The sequence below is a fragment of the Kaistia sp. 32K genome (genome assembly GCF_016629525.1).
Classification (GTDB): domain Bacteria; phylum Pseudomonadota; class Alphaproteobacteria; order Rhizobiales; family Kaistiaceae; genus Kaistia.
In genome coordinates, this window is record NZ_AP024269.1 from 107,974 (window position 1) to 126,913 (window position 18,940).

The following is an 18,940-nucleotide window of genomic DNA, read 5'->3' on the forward strand; positions in this document are numbered from 1 at the left end:
ACGGTTGGGGCGTCTGGAAGCCGCCGGCGGACAGCCGGCATCGGATCGGCCCATCGTTGGAGACGAGACAAGGCACCCGCCGGGATGGCGCAGCGGCAGGGAATTCAGAGGGATTTCAGAAGGGTGCCGGCGCCGAGGCGCGGGCGATCAGTCCGGCTGGATCTTCGAGCCGTCGGCGCGGCGGGTGCCGTCGGCCTTCTCGCGGGCGATGCGTTCGAGGCGCTCGGCGCGGCGGGCGGCGACTTCTTCCGGCGTGCTGACCCGGGGCGGCGGCAGCTCCGCCGCCGCGGCGGCGATCGCTTCCGCGATGGCCGTATCGATGCCTTCGGCGATCAGGGCTGCTTTCAGTTCGTCGGTGCGGGACAGGGCGGCTTCCTCGATGGCCGCTGGACGGCGGCAGCGGATGCGCCGTCCTACCAGCCCCGTCCGCCGGGCTCAACAGGCGCCGCACGCCGTCCACGCCTGTCCGTCCGCGATCGCCGCAGCGCCGTCGCTTATCCCGGCGCGACCAAATGGCCGGAGATCGACCTGCGGTTGATTCAGCCGACCGTTTCCAACTATTTGAAGGGACTGTGGATTGCAGCATTGCGGCCGGCGCGCGGTCGCGCGGCGGTTGGACGGGGACTGAGACCATTGACGCATAAGCCGGCCGGATGGCTCGTGAACCTGACCCGCCTCAATCCCAAGTCGGCCTGGCCCTGGCGTCATTCCATCCGCACCGCGCTGGCAGTGACGGTGCCGCTGGCGATCGGCCTCCTCGTCGGGCAGCTGGAGGCGTCGCTCCTCGTCGCCCTCGGCGCGCTGCTGAACTCGGTCAAGGTGCGGTCCGATCCCTATCGGGCCCGTTTCCGCAGCTTCCTGATCATCGTGCCGATCGCCATGACGGGCTTCGTGCTGGGCGCGCTGGTGGCCGGGCACGGGCCCCTAACGCTGATGCTGCTGATCGGGCTCGGCCTGGTCTCCGGCCTGATCAGCGGCTATGGCGCGACCTACTCCACCGGCGCCATGCAGATGCTCATTCTCGCCGTCATCGCCGCCGGCCATGCATCCGGCTCGATCTGGGTGCCGCCGCTGCTGTTCGCTTCCGGCGCCCTCTATGCGGCGTTGCTCTTGGCGATAGAGGCGGCCTTCGATCGGCGCATGCCGGAGCGGGCGGCGCTGGCGCAGCTCTTCCATGCGCTGGCGCAGCTCGCCAGGAGTGCCGCCCAGCCGGCGCAGGAGAAATCGGCGGCGTCGCTCGCGACCCCGCTGGAGCAGCAGCGCCGCCACGTGACCGACGCGATGCTCAAGGCCTATTCCGGGCTGCTGCAGACCCGGTTGGCGGACGAGGGAAGCACGCCGGAGACCGATCGGCACGCGGTCGTGCTGGCGAGCGCCGACCTGGTCTTCTCGGGCATCGTCGCGGGCGGCTTCGACCCGGCCGAGCTGCACGGCATCGCGCATTATCTCGACGAGATCGCGACGGCGGTGCGGAAGGGGCACGGACGGCCGAAGCGCCCGGCCGACCTGCCGGAAGCGAGCGGGCTGGGCGGCAGGGTCGACAACCTCGCCGACAGCCTCTGGCCCGACACCGTGCCGCCGCGCCCGGCGCGCAGGGCGCGCGCCAAGGCGGCCGCCGCGCCGGTCCCGGATCTCGCCACGCGGCTGCGCGCGCTGGCGGCGCGGCTGGCGCTCGGACAGGACGTCGTCGTCTCGGCGCTGCAGCTGGCGCTCTGCCTCGGCATCGCCTTCGCCGTGCAGGACATTCTCGGCGGCGCCCGGTCCTACTGGATCCCGCTCTGCGTCGTGATCGTGCTGAAGCCGGATTTCGGCTCGGTCTTTGTGCGCGCCGTGCAGCGTTCGCTGGGCACGATCGTCGGCGTCGCCATCGGCGTCGTCCTGCTGACCTTCATCCCCAAGGGCTGGTGGCTGCTGGCCAGCATGGGCGTGCTCGGCGCCGTGATCCCGGCCGCCGGCCAGCGCAGCTATGCGATGCAATGCGCGGTGCTGACGCCGCTCGTGCTGATCCTGATCGACATGACGGTGCCGGGGGCAACTGTCGATTTCGGCCCGCAGCGCCTGGTCGACACGCTGATCGGATCGGCGATCGCGCTGGTCTTCGGCTATCTGGTCTGGCCGCGCGACCCGGGCACCCAGATCCTCGCTTCCTTCACCAAGGCGATGAGCGCCTCCGCCGCCTATCTGCGGGCGGCCGCGGCTCCCGTCCCCGCCGACGAGGCCGAGCTTCCGGCCTCGCGGTCGGCGCTGCTGATGGCGACGATGGCGGCCTATAGCAGCCTCTCCAATGTCCGCACGACGCTGCAGCGGGCGATCGCCGAGCCGCCGCCGGCGAGCCGCGAGGCCGCCGCCTGGTTCCCGGTCGTCGTCGAGGCGGAGCGTCTCTGCGATCGCATCACCCGGCTGGCGCAGCAGAACGCGACCGGCGCGATCACGCTCGATCCCGCCGCCGTCGAACCGCGCGTCGCGGTGCTGAAATTGCTGGGAGCCGAGGCGCCGGCGAAGCATGCGCCGGTCGCGGAGCCGGGCAAGCCGGCCGCAGATGGCGACGCGGCGTTCCGCGAGATCGACCTCGAGCTCGACCAGCTGACCAGGATGCTGGAGCCGGCGCGCTAGGGTCCGGACTCCGCTGGGAATGGGATGCCGGTCCGCGTCGAGACTACGCCAACCGGTTGGGCGTCAGATCTTGCGGCCGGTATCGGACAGCAGCGTCACCGGCGTCAGGGTCGCGGTGGCGATCTGGTGCAGGTGGGGCATGTATTCCGCCCGCATGGTGGAATAGGCCTGGAGGCAGGCGGCCCGGTCCGGGTTCACCGGCAGGCCGGCGCGGACGAAGGCATCGTAGATGCCGTTGAAATCATCGGCGGTGCCGGGAAGCGTCTCCGGCTTCGAGACCTTTTCGCTGGCGCCGAGCGCGTGCGCGATCACGCGCATCGTCGTGATTCCTTCGGCCTGGCAGAGGCGCACTTCCGACGGTGTCTTGGAGGCGAGGCAGGCGATCGCCGCCGTGGCGGCGTCGAGCACGGTCGCCGAAGAGACGATCCAGGTCTTGCCCCGGTAGATCGCCGGCACGTAGCTCAGGATGGGCGCCAGCGTGTGCGTCTCGCGCAGCGCGCGGAACCAGTCCTCCCAGTCCTCCCAGCGCTGGTGGATCGCGCCGCCTTGCTGCTCGGCCAGCAGCCATGTGACGTAGCGCTCGGCGTTCGGGCTGTCGTCGGTGCGGGCATAGAGCCAGCCGACGCGGCTCTCGCGCGCCTGCACGGAGGCCTGGTAGCCCGGGACGAAGGTGAAGAGCAGCATGACGATGGCGAGGCCGATCGCGGCCTGGAACACCGCCAGATACTCGCCGATCAGATTGCTGGGCGTCAGATAGCCGAGCGTGCTGAGCGCCGAGCCGCTGGAGCTGAGCGCGCGCCAGAATTCCGGCTCGATCCGAAGGCTCCAGAGGATGCCGGTGAAGGCGAACTGGACCATCAGGAACCAGATCACCACCGAGATCAGGACGAAGAGCGGCATGACCCAGGCCTGCCGCCGCTGGATCTCGACATGCGTCGCCTCGGGGGGAATGAAGCGGTGCACGATGGCGATCGCGGCTCGGCGGGCGCCTCGCTCGACGAAGTCGTCGGCCTTCGAATTCAAGAGCGCGACGACGACGATAGAGCGGAAATACAGGACGAGCAGGGCAACGCCCCCAAGGCCTGCAAGGATTTGGAGCGCGAGCACCGTGGATCCCCCGATGAAGGTTAGCGGACAGGTGGATTGCGAAGCGCGGGCGTCACGGCTTCTTGGCGAACAGCCCGCCCTGCATCCGGCCGTGCGGATGCGGCTTCAGATCGGCCTTCGGCAGCAGGAACAGCCAGGTCACGAACACGAACGGCGCCGTGAAGGTCGGGATGCCGATGGGCGCGATCGCCGCGTCCAGCGCGCCCTGCACCAGGACGGTGAAGATCGTCCCGAGCAGCGCGAACAGCGTGACCCGGAGCGACGGCGCGTAGAACACCGCGCCGAGCGCCACCGCCGTCAGCACGGCGCTGAAGCCGTAGAGGCCGGCCGTCACCGAGCCGAGGCTGGCGCCGAGCACGAGCGACACGGCGAGCGCCACGGCGGCGCCGAGTGCCGCGAACAGCGCCGCGAAGGGGGAGCTGATAAGCAGGCCGACGAGCACCAGCACGCCGCTGACCGGATTGTTGATCAGGAAGACCTGCGCCGGTCCCTTGAGCCAGGCGACGAACAGATCGACCGCCGTCAGCGCCGGCTCGGCGCCGGTCGCCGCCACGGCGTGCGGCAGCGCCGGCGGGCCCATCGAGGCGATCGGCAGATGGCCGAACGAATAGGCGCCGAGGACGAGGAACCAGGTCGTCAGCACGAAGGGGAAGGTGAGGGCGGGGGTTTCCCAGGTCTTCATGACCTTGGAGACGGCCAGCATCACGACGGTCGAGACGGCGGCGCCGACGACCAGGATGAACCACATGGCCGCGCCGTCCGCCAGGAAGGTCGGCACGGCGGCGCCGACGAGCACGCCGTTGAAGCCGAACAGGCCCTGTTGGAGCGTGGCTTCATCGGCCTCGAGGATGATGGCGGTGACGGTCGCGATGACGAGCGCCACGACCGCGCCGATGGCGATGTCGATCTGGCCGCCGGCAATGGCGCCCCAGACGATCGCGGCAAGGAAGAACAGGCCGGTCAGCGGGTTGTTCTGGAAGATGACCTGGCCGGCGCCGCGAAGGTTGATGTCGATGAACCGCAGGACAGGGTTCTTCGAGGCGGCGTTCGTCCAAGTGGAGAGTGCATCCGACATTTCGGCCCCCTGACATCTGATGCGGGTTGCCGCCGGCCCCCCGGCCGGCGGGTCGTCTCAGGCCCGCGGGCTCACGCCCACAGGAAGTTCTCCGGCACCTTGTGGCCCGTGACGATCTCGCGGGCCTCCGACCAGAATTCGCGGATCTTCGCCATCACCGGCGCGGATTCCATCGCCAGCACCTTGAAGATGATGCCCGCGTCGTTGGGCAGGCGACTGGCGCCGTAGGCGATCTCGTTCTCGCGGTCGAAAGCCGGCGTGATCGCATCGAACAGCGCGTCGGCCTTGTCCTTCGGCGTCAGCACGACGACGTTGCCGAAGACATGGAAGTCACCCATCATTCCCATCCGCGCCAGAGCGTGGACTTCGGGCTCGAGGATGAACTTCTCCGTGAACAGCGAGTTTCCGTCCGGCCTTGCCGCCTCGATCGTCGACGAGAACAGCTTGTACTGGAAGATCTCGCCGTCGCGGTAGTGCTTCCGGCCCGGCATCATGATCTCCGAGTAGATCAGGGTGGCGGTCGGATCGATCGAGATCTTGGTGGACTGGATGAAGCGCGAGTTCTTCTGCGGGATGATCGGCCGCGAGATGTATTCCAGGTAGGACCCTTCCGCCAAGGTGAGCGTCTGGGTCTGGCTGGCGTAGTTCGCGTCCATCTCGTGGATGCGCGTGGCCGACTGCGTCGTGACATGCGCCTGCGCGTCGGTCGCCAGGTCGATCTCGATGACGTTGCGATCGCCCTGCAGGATGCCGCCGGCATTGGAGATGATGGAGATGCAGGGCAGGCCCGGCATCTCCTCATCCCAGTACAAGGCCTGCTGCACGATCAGCGGCGCGCGCCGGTGCAGGGTGCGAAGGACGCTTCGATGCGGACCCGGTTCGAAACCGAGCCGCAAGAATGCGTTCTTACCGAAGGAACCGCTCGGCAGCTGCGGGGGTTCGTCCTGGTAGGCCCCCAGTTCCTTGGCGTCGCTGAACATCAGGCCTCGGCTTTGTCGGTGGTTTCGAACAGGAGGTTCTGACGAATGAGGTTGGTCAGCTCCTCGATGCCCTCATTGGTCTTGCAGTTCGTGAAGACGAACGGCTTCTTGCCGCGCATCATGCGGGAATCGTCGTCCATGACCTGCAGGCTGGCGCCGACATAGGGGGCGAGATCGGTCTTGTTGATGACCAGGATGTCGGAATGGCTGACGCCCGGGCCGTTCTTGCGCGGGATCTTGTCGCCGGCGGCGACGTCGATCACGTAGATGAAGAAGTCGACCAGCGCCGGGCTGAAGGTCAGCGTCAGGTTGTCGCCGCCGCTCTCGATCAGGACGAGGTCGGAATCGGGGAACTTCTCTTCCATCTCCTCGACGGCGGCGAGGTTCATGCTGGGGTCTTCGCGCACGGCGGTGTGCGGGCAGCCGCCCGTCTCGACGCCGATGATGCGCTCCTCGAGCAGGATGCCACGCAGCGTGCGCTGCACGTGCTTGGCGTCTTCCGTGGTCACGACGTCGTTGGTGATGACCAGGATGCGATAGCCGAGCTTCACCAGCACTGGCGTGATCGCCTCGATGATGGCGGTCTTGCCGGAACCGACAGGGCCACCAATTCCAATCCGGGGGATCTTTTTCATAGTGCTATCCAGCTACCTTGTTAGTTCATGAACATGCGCACGTGACCCTTGACGTGCACCGCCGCGAGAATGTCGACAATCGGAGCGAAGCTTGCCATCTCGTCGATCTCGGCGTCGGCGACCCGGTCATAGACCGGACCGACCTGATCGACGACGTCCAGTAGGATCTTCTGGGTATCGACGAACGAGATCCTCATCAGGCGAAGCGCCGCGCTCAGCACGCCGTTTCCGACGCCATATTGATGCACGCCGAACGCGTCGCGCCGATTGGCGCCGAGCGTGGCCAGCGTGATGGCGAGGCTGACCGGATGGGTGCCGGGCGTCTCGCCACGCTTGATGCGCTGGAACCAGTCGCGCGGCAGCTCCGCCTCGATCATTCCCGACGACAGCTCGCAGAGCTTCTTGCCCATGCGAACCGTCATCAGGCGCGTCTCCTCGTTCAGCTTGCGCTGATAGGTCAGCCGATCGATGCGCAGCAGTTCGTCGACGTCGCCGGCCTCGACCGCCCGATGGGCGCAAAGCACCGCCACACCGTCGCTGGTGGCGGCCTGCCACATCGCTGTCTCGGTGTAGGCGCGCAAGGTGGCCGGGCCGTCGACGATCCCCTCCTGAATGGCGGTTTCCAGTCCGTTGGAGAACGAGAAACCGCCGACAGGAAGGGCCGAGTCGGCGAACTGAAGCAGATAGAGGAGCTCCGACAGGGACCGGCCGGATTCGGCCTCAGTGGTCATGGTCGTGCGAATGGCCATGGGAATGACCATGCGAGTGGTCATGGCCATGGCTGTCCTTCGACGCGTGGTGATGCGAATGCGGCGTGTCGCTCGCGCCACCGAACAGCCGGCGCGATTCATGCGGCGCCAGATAGGGGATCACGTCCGAGCCGGGCATGAATTCATGACGAACGCCGGGCAGGGCGTGCGTCTTCATGACCGAGTTCATGACCTTCTTGTCGACCGTCAGCGGCACATAGACCTTGGTGCCCTTGACGACGGCCGGCCAGTGCTGATTGCCGAGGGCATGGCCGAGCTCGAACAGGGTCTGGACCATCTTCTCGACGTGCTCACCGACGACCTCCTGGAGGTCGATGATCATCACTTCGCGCAGCGTGATGCGCGCGACGACGGCCGCGCGCTTCGCTTCGTCCCAGATCAGGACGTCGCCATCATGCAGGTGCGAATTGCGGTCGAGCGAAAGGGCCAGCTCGACTTCGCCGAGCGTCGCCTTGCGGAGCCGGCTCTTCTGCGCTTCCCACTGGTCCAGTTCGAGCCAGTCGATCGTCGCTCCCTCGAGAGCGGCGACCCACTGGGGATCCCGAACGTTACCGAGCGTGCTTTCAATAAGTATCATGCGTGCCTCTGCTGCGCGGAAACGCAGGCGATCAACTGAAGAAATAGAGCTGGTTCAGCGAAATGCTCGTCGGCGGGTCAACGGTGACGTGCTTGCCGTCGATCGTCACCGCGAAAGTCTCCGGGTTGACGTCGATATTGGGCAGGTAGTCGTTGCGCACCATGTGGTGCTTGCCGAGCGTGCGCGTGCCGGAGACGGCAGCGATGTTGCGCTGCAGGCCGAGCTTCTCGCCGATCTTGTCGTCATACGCGGCGCGCGAGACGAAGGTGATCGAGCTCTTCGGCAGTGCGCTGCCGAAGGCGCCGAACATCGGCCGGTAGTACATCGGCTGCGGCGTCGGCAGCGAGGCGTTCGGATCGCCCATGTTGGCCCAGGCGACGAAGCCGCCCTTCAGCACCATCTTCGGCTTGGCGCCGAAGAAAGCCGGCTCCCAGAGCACCAGGTCGGCGAACTTGCCGGGCGCGATCGAGCCGATCTCATGCGCGAGGCCCGCGGTCAGCGCCGGGTTGATCGTGACCTTGGCGATGTAGCGGAGCACGCGGAAATTGTCGTGGTCCGGCGCATCCTCGTCGAGCTGGCCGCGCGCCGCCTTCATGGCGTCGGCGGTCTGCAGCGCGCGCAGGAAATTCTCACCGATGCGGCCCATGGCCTGCGAGTCCGAGCCGATCATCGAGATCGCGCCGAGGTCGTGCAGCACGCTCTCCGCCACGATCGTCTCCGAGCGGACGCGGCTTTCGGCGAAGGCGACGTCGGACGGGATCTTCGGGTTCAGGTTGTGGCAGACCATGATCATGTCGAAGAGCTCGGCGACCGAGTTCTTGCCGCATGGCAGGGTCGGGTTGGTCGAGCTCGGCAGGACGTTGCCCTGGCCGACCACCTTCAGAAGGTCCGGCGCGTGACCGCCGCCGGCGCCCTCGCTGTGGAAGGTGTGGATCGTGCGGCCGTCGAACGCGGCGATCGTGTCCTCGACATAGCCGGATTCGTTCAGCGTGTCGGTGTGGACGGCGACCGAGACGTCATAGTCGTCGGCGACGGAAAGGCAGGCGCGGATGGCCGACGGCGTGGCGCCGTAGTCCTCGTGCACCTTGAAGCCGGCGGCGCCGCCATGCAGCTGCTCGATCATCGGGCCCTTGCCCGTCGAGTTGCCCTTGCCGAGCAGGCCGATATTGATCGGCAGGCCCTCGACGGCGCGCAGCATCATCTCGAGGTTCCACGGACCATTGGTGGTCGTGACGCCGTTGCTGCCGTCGACCGGGCCGATGCCGCCGCCCCAGACGGTGGTGATGCCGTTCGAAAGCGCGGCATAGACCTGCTGCGGCGAGATGTAGTGGACGTGGGTGTCCATGCCGCCGGCGGTCAGGATCAGGTGCTCGCCCGAGATCGCGTCGGTCGAGGCGCCGGTGACGAGGCCGGGCGTGACGCCGTCCATGGTCGAGGGATTGCCGGCCTTGCCGAGGCCGACGATGCGGCCGTTGCGGATGCCGACGTCGGCCTTGACGACGCCGAGCGTCGGCTCGAGCACGGTGACGTTGGTGATGACGAGGTCGAGGCAGCCGGCTTCCTGGGTCAGCTGGTTCTCGGAACCCATGCCGTCGCGAAGCGTCTTGCCGCCGCCATACTGCAGTTCGTCGCCATAGACGGCGCGCAGATCCTGCTCGATCTGGACATAGAGGTTCGTGTTGCCGAGGCGGATCTTGTCGCCCGTGGTCGGACCGTACAGGTCAGCATATTGCTGGCGAGATATCTGGGTCATGACGCCGTACCTTTGAAATCGGGATGGGAAGAACGAACGGTCACTTCGCGGGCTTGGCTGTCTGGGCCCGCGACTTGAAGCCGAGTTCTTCGGCCTTCGCGATCGAATGGTTCTTGTTAGGCGTGTAGTCGGGCGTCGGCCCGGATCCGGTCCAGCCATCGACCAGATTGTTGAAGCCGTAGACGAAGCGCTTGCCGCCATAGGGGACCAGCGTCACTTCCTTCTCGTCGCCGGGCTCGAAGCGAACCGCCGTGTTGGCGGGGATGTCGAGGCGCTGGCCGAAGGCGGCGGCGCGGTCGAACTCGAGATAGCGGTTTACTTCGAAGAAGTGGAAATGCGACCCGATCTGCACCGGGCGGTCGCCGGTGTTGCGGACGGTGAGCGTGGTGCGCGGGCGACCGACATTGATCTCGATCGAGCCGGGCGCGACGACATAGCCGCCGGGCGCCGTGGGAGCCGGCTTCGCCGCAGCGGGAGTCTTCGAAGCAGCTGAAGTCTTCGCAGCGCTCGCCGGAGCGGCGGCAGCCGCGGCCTTCGGGGCGTCGGCGGGCGTGGTTGTCGATTTCTTGGCCATGGCAACCTCCTGAAACGATGTGACGGCCTGAAGGACGATCAGACGATGGGGCTGTGCAGGCTCACGAGGCGGCTGCCATCGGTGAAGACGGCCTCGACCTGGATCATGCCGAGCATGGCCGGAACCTCATCCATCACGTCGTCGACGGTGAGGACGTGGCGGGCGCCGTCCATGACTTCCTCGACGGTCTTGCCCTCGCGCGCGCCCTCGAGCACGTAGTGGCAGAGCACAGCGACCGTCTCGGGATGATTGAGCTTCAGGCCCTTGGCCTTCCGCTTGAGAGCGACGTCCGCCATCGTGTGAATGATGAGTTTGTCAAACTCTCGCGGTGTCAAATGCATCGTCGTCTCCAAACTTGTTGCAGCAAATCTACGCTGGCCGACTTCGAACTATGCTTGCGCATAGAGTGCTTCGGGCATGTGACAATCTATTGCAGGCCGGGGAGTTCGTGGAAGATCCGGGACGACACTGTCGCTCGAGCCGTCGAATCCTTGAATGATCCCCCGATCAATCCTCGCCACCCGCTTCGCATCGAGGATCGATACGATGTATCGTCGGTTCCAACAACCCGAAAGCAGGGCGGACGCGCGCAATCCCCATGCTGGCCGCATCGCCCTGTATCAAGGCCATAGGAAGCAGATTACGTCACGAGATGACGCCTTCAACCCCCGGATACCTACTATAGAGATGACTATGGCGATGGATCAACCCGTTTGGCCGATCAGTTGCCAACCGGGAGTTGCCGTGATATTTTAACTGACGGCCATAGTCTGAAGTATAGATTATAGATATCTCGTGTTTTTTGAGAATTGAGCCCGGGAACATCCTGCGTTGCACTTGCTCGAATTAACCTCGAAGGCAGTTTCCAGCATATGCAATGCGGGTAACAAGCAAGAGTTGCAAGCGGCTATTCATGAAGCCGTTCGCTCACTCGGTTTCGACAGCTTCAATCTGGCTTTCGAAAAGAGCGCCAAGCGCGAATTCATGACGGAACCTACCCTGACCAACTGGTCCTATGATGATCTCGTTGCCTACGAGCGCGACGGGTGGTCGGACAAAGACCCTCTGCTCGACTACGCCGCGACCAGTACCGGTCCTCTCCTTTGGCAAAGGCCCGGCTGGAAGAGCCGCAACGAGATGGGTTATTACGAATACTTAAAATTTAACGGTATTTTCGGTGGATTGACGATCCCGCTGCAGGGAGACTCGGAAAAGCTGGGCGCGCTGACGCTTCTGTCCTTTGGCGACCGCCCGCATGACCCGGATGTGCTGCACGCCGCGTCGATCATCGCCATGGTGGCCAAGTCGCGCGCGGCAGCGATCGGTTTGATGTCCGGGCAGGCCTCCGGCGGCGGCATCAAGGTCCGGTCGCTTTCGACCCTGCAGCGCGAAATCCTGAAATGGGTCGCCAACGGGAAATCCAACACCGAAATCGCTTTGATCGTCGGGCAGTCCAAGCGCTCGGTCGACTATCACGTGATCGAGATCCTGAAGAAGCTCGAAGTCGGCTCCCGCGCCCAGGCCGCGGCGATCTACGGGTCGCTCTGAGGGCGTGGTTCATGATGGGCCCTCACCCCAACCCTCTCCCGCAGGCGGGAGAGGGAGCGCGCCTGCGCCAGTCGTCGCGGGACTGAAGGTCGATGCAGCGCGCCGCCCAGAACCCTCGCCCGCTTGCGGGAGAGGGCAGGGTGAGGGGCTTGCCTGGACTTGTGCGGCGGCGTGCTTGTGCGGCGGCGCGGCGGGCAGGTTAGCCGCCTCAGCGGGATCGGCCGATTGAGGCGTTTCCTTCCAGGTTGCGGGAATATCCGGCCTGCACCGTTTCCTTGTGCAGCGCCCCCCGAATCATGTCTGGTCCCGTCCGGCGGCGAACCGCGGACGGAAATCCCGCTTCGACGCCCGCGGATCGCCTGGCCTGAAGCCATGGCGCCCGCCGCCTGCGCCTGGGAACTGTCGAGAACGAATCACATGATGCAATGGCTGCTCGAGCTCCTGCGCTCTCATCCCGAGATCGCCGTCTTTCTCTGCCTCTCCATCGGCTTCTATCTTGGCAAATTGTCGTTCAAGGGCGTCGAGCTCGGCGCGGTGACCGGCACGCTCCTGACCGCGCTTGTCGTCGGCCAGCTCGACATCACCCTTTCCGAAGACGTGCGGGCGGTCTTCTTCCTGCTGTTCCTGTTCGCCATCGGCTACGGCGTCGGACCGCAGTTCGTGCAGGGGATCGCCAAGAACGGCGTGCCGCAGGCGCTGTTCTCGGTCATCGTCTGCGGGCTGTGCCTGGGCGCGGCGTGGCTGGCGGGGCGGATCGCCGGCTATGACGTCGGCTCGACCGCCGGCCTGTTCGCCGGCGCCTCGACGATCTCGTCGGCGCTCGCCCTGTCCATCGATGCGATCGACAATCTCGGCCTTGCCAGCGGCGAGGCCTCGAAGCTGGTCAACGCCGTGCCGACGGCCTTCGCGATGACCTACATTTTCGGCACCATCGGCGCGACCATGATCATCTGCGTGGTCGGGCCCAAGCTGCTCGGCATCGATCTCGTCGCCGCGTGCCGGGCCTATGAACGCAAGATGGGCGGGCACGGCCGGGGGGCTGACGGCGCGCGGGCCTGGCACCAGCATATCGCCCGGGCCTATCGCCTCGGCGCCGGCTCGGACTGGGTCGGTAAGACCGCGGCCGATATCGAGGCGGCGCACGGCCTGGCGCAGCTCTACATCGAGCGCGTCCGGCGCGACGGCCAGATCGTCGACGCCACCTCCGACATGATGCTTCTGGTCGGCGACGTGGTGGGCGTCGCCGGCAACCGCAATATCGTGATGCAGGTTTCGGGACCCGAGCTGACCGAGGTCGAGGATAGCGAGTTGCTGAACGTCCCGATCGAAGGCACGGAAGTCCTGATCACCAACCGCAAGGTCGACGGCAAGACGCTCGCCGAGCTCGCCGCCCTGCCCAGCACGCGCGGCATCTTCCTGCGCCGGATCCGGCGCGGCGCCACCGGCGTCGACATCCCGATCCTTCCCGCCACCACGCTGCATCGCGGCGACGTCGTCACCATCCTCGGCCGGCCGCAGGACGTCTCGACGGCGATCGCGGCGTTCGGGCGCGCCGACCGCAGCCCGGAGGAGACGGACGTGGCCCTCGTCGCGGCCGCCATCGTCATCGGCGCGGTGATCGGCTCGATCGTGCTCCGCCTCGGCTCCGTGCCGGTGACGCTGTCCTCGTCGGGCGGCGTGCTGCTCGCCGGCATCGCGCTCGGCTGGCTGCGCTCGGTGCATCCGACCTTCGGGCGCATTCCGCCGGCCGCCAACTGGCTGATGAACTCGCTCGGCCTCAACATGTTCATCGCCGGCGTCGGGCTGACCTCCGGCCCAAGCTTCGTCGCCGGAGTTCAAGAACTCGGCTTCAGCCTGTTTCTCTGGGGCATGGTGGTGACGACCGTGCCGCTCATCCTGGCGCTCTATATCGGCCGCTACCTGTTTCGCTTCGACGATGCGATCCTGCTCGGATGCGTCGCCGGCGCTCGCGCCTCGACCGCCTCGCTCGGCATGCTGACGGGCCGCGCCAGGAGCCAGACACCGGCGCTCGGCTTCACGGTCACCTGCGCGGTTTCCAACACGCTGCTCACCATCGGCGGCATCCTGATCGTCCTGCTGGCGAAGTAGGGGATGCTTCTCGCCTCTCCCTGGTGGGAGGAGGGGCCCTTTCTTCTCCCTCCCCCCTGTGGGGAGGGCGGGGTGGGGGTACCACCTCGGTATGGGAGGTCGGGAACGGTGTTCTTTCCCGCGAGGGCGGAGCCGGTACCCCCTCCCTAACCCTCCCCGCAAGGGGGAGGGGATTTCCGAGCTTGTCGGCCCCTACCGATACGGCAGCGTTTCGGCCGCCTGCGGCGACGTCATGGCGCCGAGCACGAAGGCGAGGTTGGCGGCGGCGATCAGCGACGCGGCATGGGCGTCGGCGCGGGCCTGGCGGGCATCGAGCAGGCCGCTATCGGCGACGGTCGCCGCCGTCACCGTGCCGAGGCCGTTGCGATAGGCATCGAGCGCGGCGTCGTAGGTGATGGCCGCCGCATCGGTCAGCTTCGACGCGGCCTGGTAGGAGGCGAGCGCCGAGCGCAGCGTGTTGGAGGCGACGACCATCTCGCGCACCGCCTCCTCCTGCGTCTTGTGGAAGGTGGCGCGGGCGGCGGCGGCGCGGGATTCGGCCGCCTTCAGATTGGCGGCGCGCAGCCCCGCGTCGTAGAGCGGCATGGTCGCGCCGACCAGCACGCCGGCCCCGGTCGCCTGCTGACCGATCGTCGGCAGTCCGGCCGCGTTGAAGCCGTTCGTGCCCTGGCCGGCGACGCCCGCCATGTAGACCTTCGGCAGGAAATCCGCCTCCGCCACCTTGATGCCGGCCTGGCCGGCCTTCATCGCGGCGTAGCTGGCGAGCACGTCCGGCCGGCGCGCCAGCGCCTGCTGCACCATCTGGTCGGTCGAGACGTCGGCCGGCGGCGGCAGGCGGCGCTTGCCGGAATTGGCGATCTTGATCTGAAGGGTCGGCGAGATGCTCATCGCGGCGAGCAGCGCCTGGTAGGCGTCCTGCTGCAGCCCGGTCGAGCTCACCTGTCGCAGTTCGGACTGCGCCACCTGCTGGCGCGCCTGCGCGACCTCGACCGTCGTGCCGAGGCCGTTCTTCTCGCGCTGCACGGCCGCCTCGAGGATGGCGCGGCTGTTTCGCAGCGACTGGCCGGCCACTTCGGTGCGGGTCTGGGCGGCGCCGTACTGGTAGTAGGCGCGGGTGACGTTGAAGATCAGCAGCTGGTGCGCGCCGTTGAAATTGACGTTGGCCGCGGTCGACAGCTGCTTGGCCGCGTCGACGACCGCCTTGCGCTGGCCGAAGTCGAAGACCAGCCATTGCAGGGCGACGGCCGAGGTCGCGCCATCGACATTGGTGGTAATGTCCTTGCGCTCGCCGAGAATGTCGACCGGCGTCGTGACCTGCTGCCTGCCGCCGATGACATTGGCGGAGAGCGTCGGCACGAAGGTCGATTCAGCGATGCCGACCGCGAGTGCTGCCTGGCGCGCCTGCTCCCAGGCGACGCGCGTCGTCGGATTGTTGCGGGCGGCGAGATCGATCAGCTCGGGGAGCTGGTACACCTTGCCGGCGCGGACTTCGGGTGCTGCCGGCAGCTGGGCGATTTCCGGATTGCCGCTCACCGAGAAGTCGCGCTGGGTCTGCGTCTGGCGAGACTCGGCCCGCTGGGGCAGCAGGGCGGTTCCGGTCTTGCGGCCCTGTTGCCAGGGTTCCGTCGGCGAGTCCGGCGCGAGCTGCTCGGCATAGTTGGCGCAACCGGAAAGCAGCGCGATGAGGCTTGCCGTGACGGCGAGGCGGAAGCTCGCGCGGGCGGGTCGATGCGGTCGGGTCGGGCGCGCCATCATGCCTCATGCACCAAAGCATTCTCGATTCGGGATATGCGTTCCGCAGCCGTAGCACGACTTGCGGTAGTAGCGTCCAGGGTTCTACCCGCGTCATCCGGCGCGGGGGAGGTCGCGCTGGCGATCGCCTTGGAAAGCCGCGCCAGGCGCGCCGCTTCCTCGGGATCGCTCGCTTCGGCGAGCAGCAGGCTGGCCGGAAGCTGCTCCGCCTCGGCCATGACGATTTCGAAACGGCGAAGCTCGGCGTCGCTCGGCCGCAGCGAGGCCGGCTCGTAATGGGCCACGGCGAGGTGGTCGGCCGCCTGCCGGAGGTCGACCGTCGCGGCGGCCGCCTCGTTGACCAAGGCGCGGCGATCGCCGCGCGGCAAAGCGGCGAGGCGCGACAGCGTCGCCAGCGCGCTCGAGAGTTCCGCGCGCGCCGACACAGTGACGCCGACCGGCCAGATCCGCGTGAAGATCAGATAGACGAGCAGGTTGCCGACCAGGATGCCGACGATGCGGTCGCGGGCCGAATCCATGTCGAGGCTAGGCTCGAAGCCCTGCAGCACGGTGAGCAGGAAGGCGAGGCCGATCTGCACGCCGCCATAGGAGATCCGCTCGCTGCCGGAGGAGACCCAGGCGGCCGGCAGCAGGGCCACGAACACCAGCACCATCAGGCCGCCGACGCTGGTGATGTTCGGAATGACGAACAGAATGGCGCCGATGCCCATGGCGGCGCCGATCAGGCAGCCGATGATGCGCAGCGTGAGCTTGTGCACCGTCTCGCCGGTGGTGCCGAGCGAGGCGACGAAGCAGGTGATCATCGCGGTATGGATGCCCTGCCAGTCGATGCCGGCATAGACGATGTAGGCGATCATCGCCGCGAGCGTGGTCTTCAGCGCGAAACGCTGGTGGTTCGGGTTTGTGAGCGCGTCGGCGGCGAAGAACGGCTCCTGCGCCATGACGGGCCAGGTCTGGTTGGGCTCCGCCATTTCGGCGAGCGCCGACCAAGCTTCCCGGAGCGCCGGATCGTCGGTCGCCGGCGGCATTTCGTCGGGAGCGGGGATGTCGCCTTCGCTCCGGATCGCCGCGGCGACCTTCCGGCAATGCGCGGCGAGGCGCGCGCGCTCTTCCGCCGTCACGTCGGCGGGCAGCGCGGATACGGCGAGCATCAGCGCATAGCTCTGCTCGATCGCATGCGCCAGCCGGTTCGAGACGCGGTTGGGCACATAGTGCAGCACGCGGGTCAAAAGCGCCCGCTGGTCGTGGTCGGCATTGCCTTCGCGCAGGAGCTCGCGCAGCCGGGCGAGGCTCGCCGCGTCGTGCGCTTCCGCGTGGTCCGCCGCCGCCTCGACGCGGTCGCGCCACGTCGTCCGCAGCAGGCGCGACGGCTTCCAGCCGAGCACGAGGTTGAAGCACAGCATCAGCGCCATCGGCATCGTCACCATCTGCCAGGCGTACAGCAGGCCGCGCGTCACGGCCTCGCCGAATGGCGCGGCGCTGACGAGCGACAGCGCGAAGGTGATGACGAGCGCCATGTCCGAGCCCAGGTCGCCGAGCTTGCTGACCGAGCCGAGATAGACGAAGGCGAAGGAGGCGAGCGCCATCACCGCCAGTCGCAGGAAGGGGATCTCGATCGTCCATCGCGTCAGCAGGAAGACCAGTGCGACGAAGACCGTGACGAGGATGGTGGCGCCGATGGCAAGCGCGATGTTGGTCGAGGCGTCCTGCTTCATCAGATAGATGATCAGGTAGCAGCCGATCGCCGGTTCCGGGATCTTGTAGATCATGGCGACGGCGGCGACGAGCGCACAGAGCAGCGCGACCCGCCATGTCATGCCGAAGCGACCCTCGAAGGGCCGGAGATCGGCGATGACCTGGTGGATCCGCAGCGACATCGGCTCAGCAGCGCTCGGCGCTGTGGATGGTGGCGAGCGCCGAGGCGCCGGCGCGCATCAGGTTTTCCGGCGGGTTGTCGAGCAGGATGCGGACCGGGAAGCGCTGCGAGATGCGCACCCAGTTCAGCGTCTTCGGCACATAGGGCAGGCTGCGCGGGATCGGCAGCACTTCGCCGGAGCTGACGCCCCAGCCGATGCCGACGACCCGGCCCCGGATCGGGATCGACTGGTTCGCCATGACATAGCTGGTGGCGCAGGCGCCGACCTCGATCCGCTTCAGCTCGGTTTCGCGGAAGGCGGCGGTGACGAACCACTGCTCGGTGTCGATCAGGGTGAAGACCGACTGGCCGGTGATCACGAATTCGCCGGTCGAGACGTTCAGCCCGACGACGAGGCCGTCATGCGGCGAGCGGACCTCGGTATCGGCGAGGTTGCGCTCCGCCAGCGCGAGCGCGGCCTTGCGCGCCTGCACCAGCGCGTCGGCGCCGTCGGCGGTGGAGACCAGCGCCTCGGCTGCCTCGCGCTGCGCGATCGCCTGCTTCAGGCTGATCGCGGCATCGCGCTTGGCGGTCGCGGCGTCGTCGACCTGCTGCGCCGTGACATAGCCCTTGGGACGAAGCGCCGTCAGGCGGTCGAGGGTCTGCGTCGCCAGCTCGAGATTGACCTGCGCGCGCGATGCCTGCTCGACGGCGATCGCAGCGTTGGAGGTCTCGGCGCGGATCGTCCGCTCCTGCGTCGAGAGGGCGGCCTCGGCGATGCCGAGATCGGCGGTCGCCTGCTCGACGGCCAGGCGATAGGGCACCGGGTCGATGGCGAACAGCAGGTCGCCGCGCTTCACCCGCTCATTGTCCTTGACCGCGATCTGGATGATGCGGCCGGGCACGGTGGAGGAGATGTTGATCAGATTGGCTTGGACGACCGCGTCTTCCGACATCGGGTTCAGTTCGCCCTCTTGCAGGTACTTCCAGCCGAGCGCCACGGCGCCGCCGACGATGGCGAGACCGATGACGCCGCCGAGCGCCTTGCCGAGGATGCCGGGCTTGCCCATGGTCAGCGTCCGAAGAAGAGGAGGGAGGTGGCGAAGGCGATCGCGGCGGCGAGGCTGGTATAGACCAGCAGGCGCAGCGGCAGCCTGTCGTCGATGCCCGTCAGGACGAAGACGACCCGGATGAGGACGGCGCCGAGAATGCCTGCCACGGCGCAGGCGAGCCAGGCGGGGAAATAGGCGCCGAAAAGGGGGATGGAGGGAGCGCGCGTCTCGGCGCAGCCGCCCAGCACGATCGCGGCGAGAGGCGCCAGGCGAGCGCAGGACTTCAATCTCATGAGACGCCAGCTCCCGAATTCCGAGCGCGGCGGCTCGCAATTTTCATACGGTACGATTACCGTTCCGGCCTGCACTCTGCAACCGGCGGATGTCCTCTTTGTAAGGCTGGCTGGGAAGCATCCGTCGGGATGGCGGGAGATCGGGGCATCGCCGATGCGCCGGACACGGCGCTTGGCGGCATTTGGCCGCAAACCGGCATCCGCGAGGCGGGCAGGCGGGACGAGCGGGAACGGAAAGCGCGAAGCG

Annotated in this window: 16 protein-coding genes; 3 read left to right on the forward strand and 13 right to left on the reverse strand. The window is 67.2% G+C overall.

Annotated elements, in window-relative coordinates; all coding sequences use genetic code 11:
- The first annotated feature begins 660 nt into the window (after window positions 1-660).
- Window positions 661-2,613, forward strand: coding sequence for an FUSC family protein (locus K32_RS00455; protein WP_201402140.1), 1,953 nt, complete (start codon window positions 661-663; stop codon window positions 2,611-2,613).
- Window positions 2,614-2,676: 63 nt separating this feature from the next.
- Here the strand turns inward: K32_RS00455 and K32_RS00460 are convergent, their stop codons facing one another.
- The 9 genes from K32_RS00460 to K32_RS00500 form a co-directional block, all read right to left on the reverse strand.
- Window positions 2,677-3,720, reverse strand: a complete 1,044-nt coding sequence (locus K32_RS00460) for a hypothetical protein (protein WP_201402141.1) — start codon at window positions 3,718-3,720, stop codon at window positions 2,677-2,679.
- 52 nt (window positions 3,721-3,772) lie between these two features.
- On the reverse strand, window positions 3,773-4,795 hold the full coding sequence (yut, locus tag K32_RS00465; RefSeq protein ID WP_201402142.1) for an urea transporter: 1,023 nt from the start codon (window positions 4,793-4,795) through the stop codon (window positions 3,773-3,775).
- A gap of 71 nt (window positions 4,796-4,866) precedes the next feature.
- Window positions 4,867-5,775: an urease accessory protein UreD gene (locus tag K32_RS00470; RefSeq protein WP_201402143.1), complete on the reverse strand. Its 909-nt coding sequence runs from the start codon at window positions 5,773-5,775 to the stop codon at window positions 4,867-4,869.
- Entirely contained in the window at window positions 5,775-6,410 is a 636-nt protein-coding gene (gene ureG, locus K32_RS00475; RefSeq protein WP_201402144.1) for an urease accessory protein UreG, read from the reverse strand. Before ureG ends, K32_RS00470 begins: the two co-directional genes overlap by 1 nt.
- Before the next feature lie 20 nt (window positions 6,411-6,430).
- Window positions 6,431-7,159 (reverse strand): urease accessory protein UreF, encoded by a 729-nt coding sequence (locus K32_RS00480; RefSeq protein WP_201404284.1) that lies wholly within the window; start codon window positions 7,157-7,159, stop codon window positions 6,431-6,433.
- A complete protein-coding gene (ureE, locus tag K32_RS00485) occupies window positions 7,131-7,757 on the reverse strand; it encodes an urease accessory protein UreE (protein ID WP_201402145.1) in 627 nt (208 codons plus the stop codon). Before ureE ends, K32_RS00480 begins: the two co-directional genes overlap by 29 nt.
- Before the next feature lie 31 nt (window positions 7,758-7,788).
- The gene (locus K32_RS00490) at window positions 7,789-9,510 is read right to left on the reverse strand and encodes an urease subunit alpha (RefSeq protein ID WP_201402146.1); all 1,722 of its coding nucleotides are present in this window, start codon (window positions 9,508-9,510) and stop codon (window positions 7,789-7,791) included.
- 40 nt (window positions 9,511-9,550) lie between these two features.
- Complete coding sequence (locus K32_RS00495; protein WP_201402147.1) at window positions 9,551-10,084, reverse strand: urease subunit beta; 534 nt, start codon at window positions 10,082-10,084, stop codon at window positions 9,551-9,553.
- A 38-nt stretch (window positions 10,085-10,122) separates the two neighbouring features.
- A complete protein-coding gene (locus K32_RS00500; protein ID WP_201402148.1) occupies window positions 10,123-10,425 on the reverse strand; it encodes an urease subunit gamma in 303 nt (100 codons plus the stop codon).
- Between the two features lie 490 nt (window positions 10,426-10,915).
- Between K32_RS00500 and K32_RS00505 the strand changes: the two genes are divergently transcribed.
- Both K32_RS00505 and aspT read left to right on the forward strand, forming a co-directional pair.
- The gene (locus K32_RS00505; RefSeq protein WP_201402149.1) at window positions 10,916-11,632 is read left to right on the forward strand and encodes a LuxR family transcriptional regulator; all 717 of its coding nucleotides are present in this window, start codon (window positions 10,916-10,918) and stop codon (window positions 11,630-11,632) included.
- Window positions 11,633-12,049: 417 nt separating this feature from the next.
- Window positions 12,050-13,741 (forward strand): aspartate-alanine antiporter, encoded by a 1,692-nt coding sequence (aspT, locus tag K32_RS00510; RefSeq protein WP_201402150.1) that lies wholly within the window; start codon window positions 12,050-12,052, stop codon window positions 13,739-13,741.
- Between the two features lie 192 nt (window positions 13,742-13,933).
- Here aspT and K32_RS00515 read toward each other — a convergent pair whose 3' ends face one another.
- From K32_RS00515 to K32_RS00530, 4 genes are read right to left on the reverse strand one after another with little or no spacing between them, the layout of a single operon-like run.
- Window positions 13,934-15,496 carry a TolC family protein gene (locus tag K32_RS00515; RefSeq protein ID WP_201402151.1) on the reverse strand — a complete coding sequence of 521 codons (1,563 nt, stop codon included), beginning with the start codon at window positions 15,494-15,496 and terminating at the stop codon, window positions 13,934-13,936.
- Entirely contained in the window at window positions 15,493-17,370 is a 1,878-nt protein-coding gene (locus K32_RS00520) for an FUSC family protein (protein ID WP_201402152.1), read from the reverse strand. The genes K32_RS00515 and K32_RS00520 overlap by 4 nt, the downstream gene beginning before the upstream one ends.
- 4 nt (window positions 17,371-17,374) lie before the next feature.
- Window positions 17,375-18,418, reverse strand: coding sequence for a multidrug transporter subunit MdtN (gene mdtN / locus K32_RS00525; RefSeq protein WP_201402153.1), 1,044 nt, complete (start codon window positions 18,416-18,418; stop codon window positions 17,375-17,377).
- Between the two features lie 2 nt (window positions 18,419-18,420).
- Window positions 18,421-18,693, reverse strand: a complete 273-nt coding sequence (locus K32_RS00530; protein WP_201402154.1) for a YtcA family lipoprotein — start codon at window positions 18,691-18,693, stop codon at window positions 18,421-18,423.
- Window positions 18,694-18,940 lie beyond the last annotated feature (247 nt).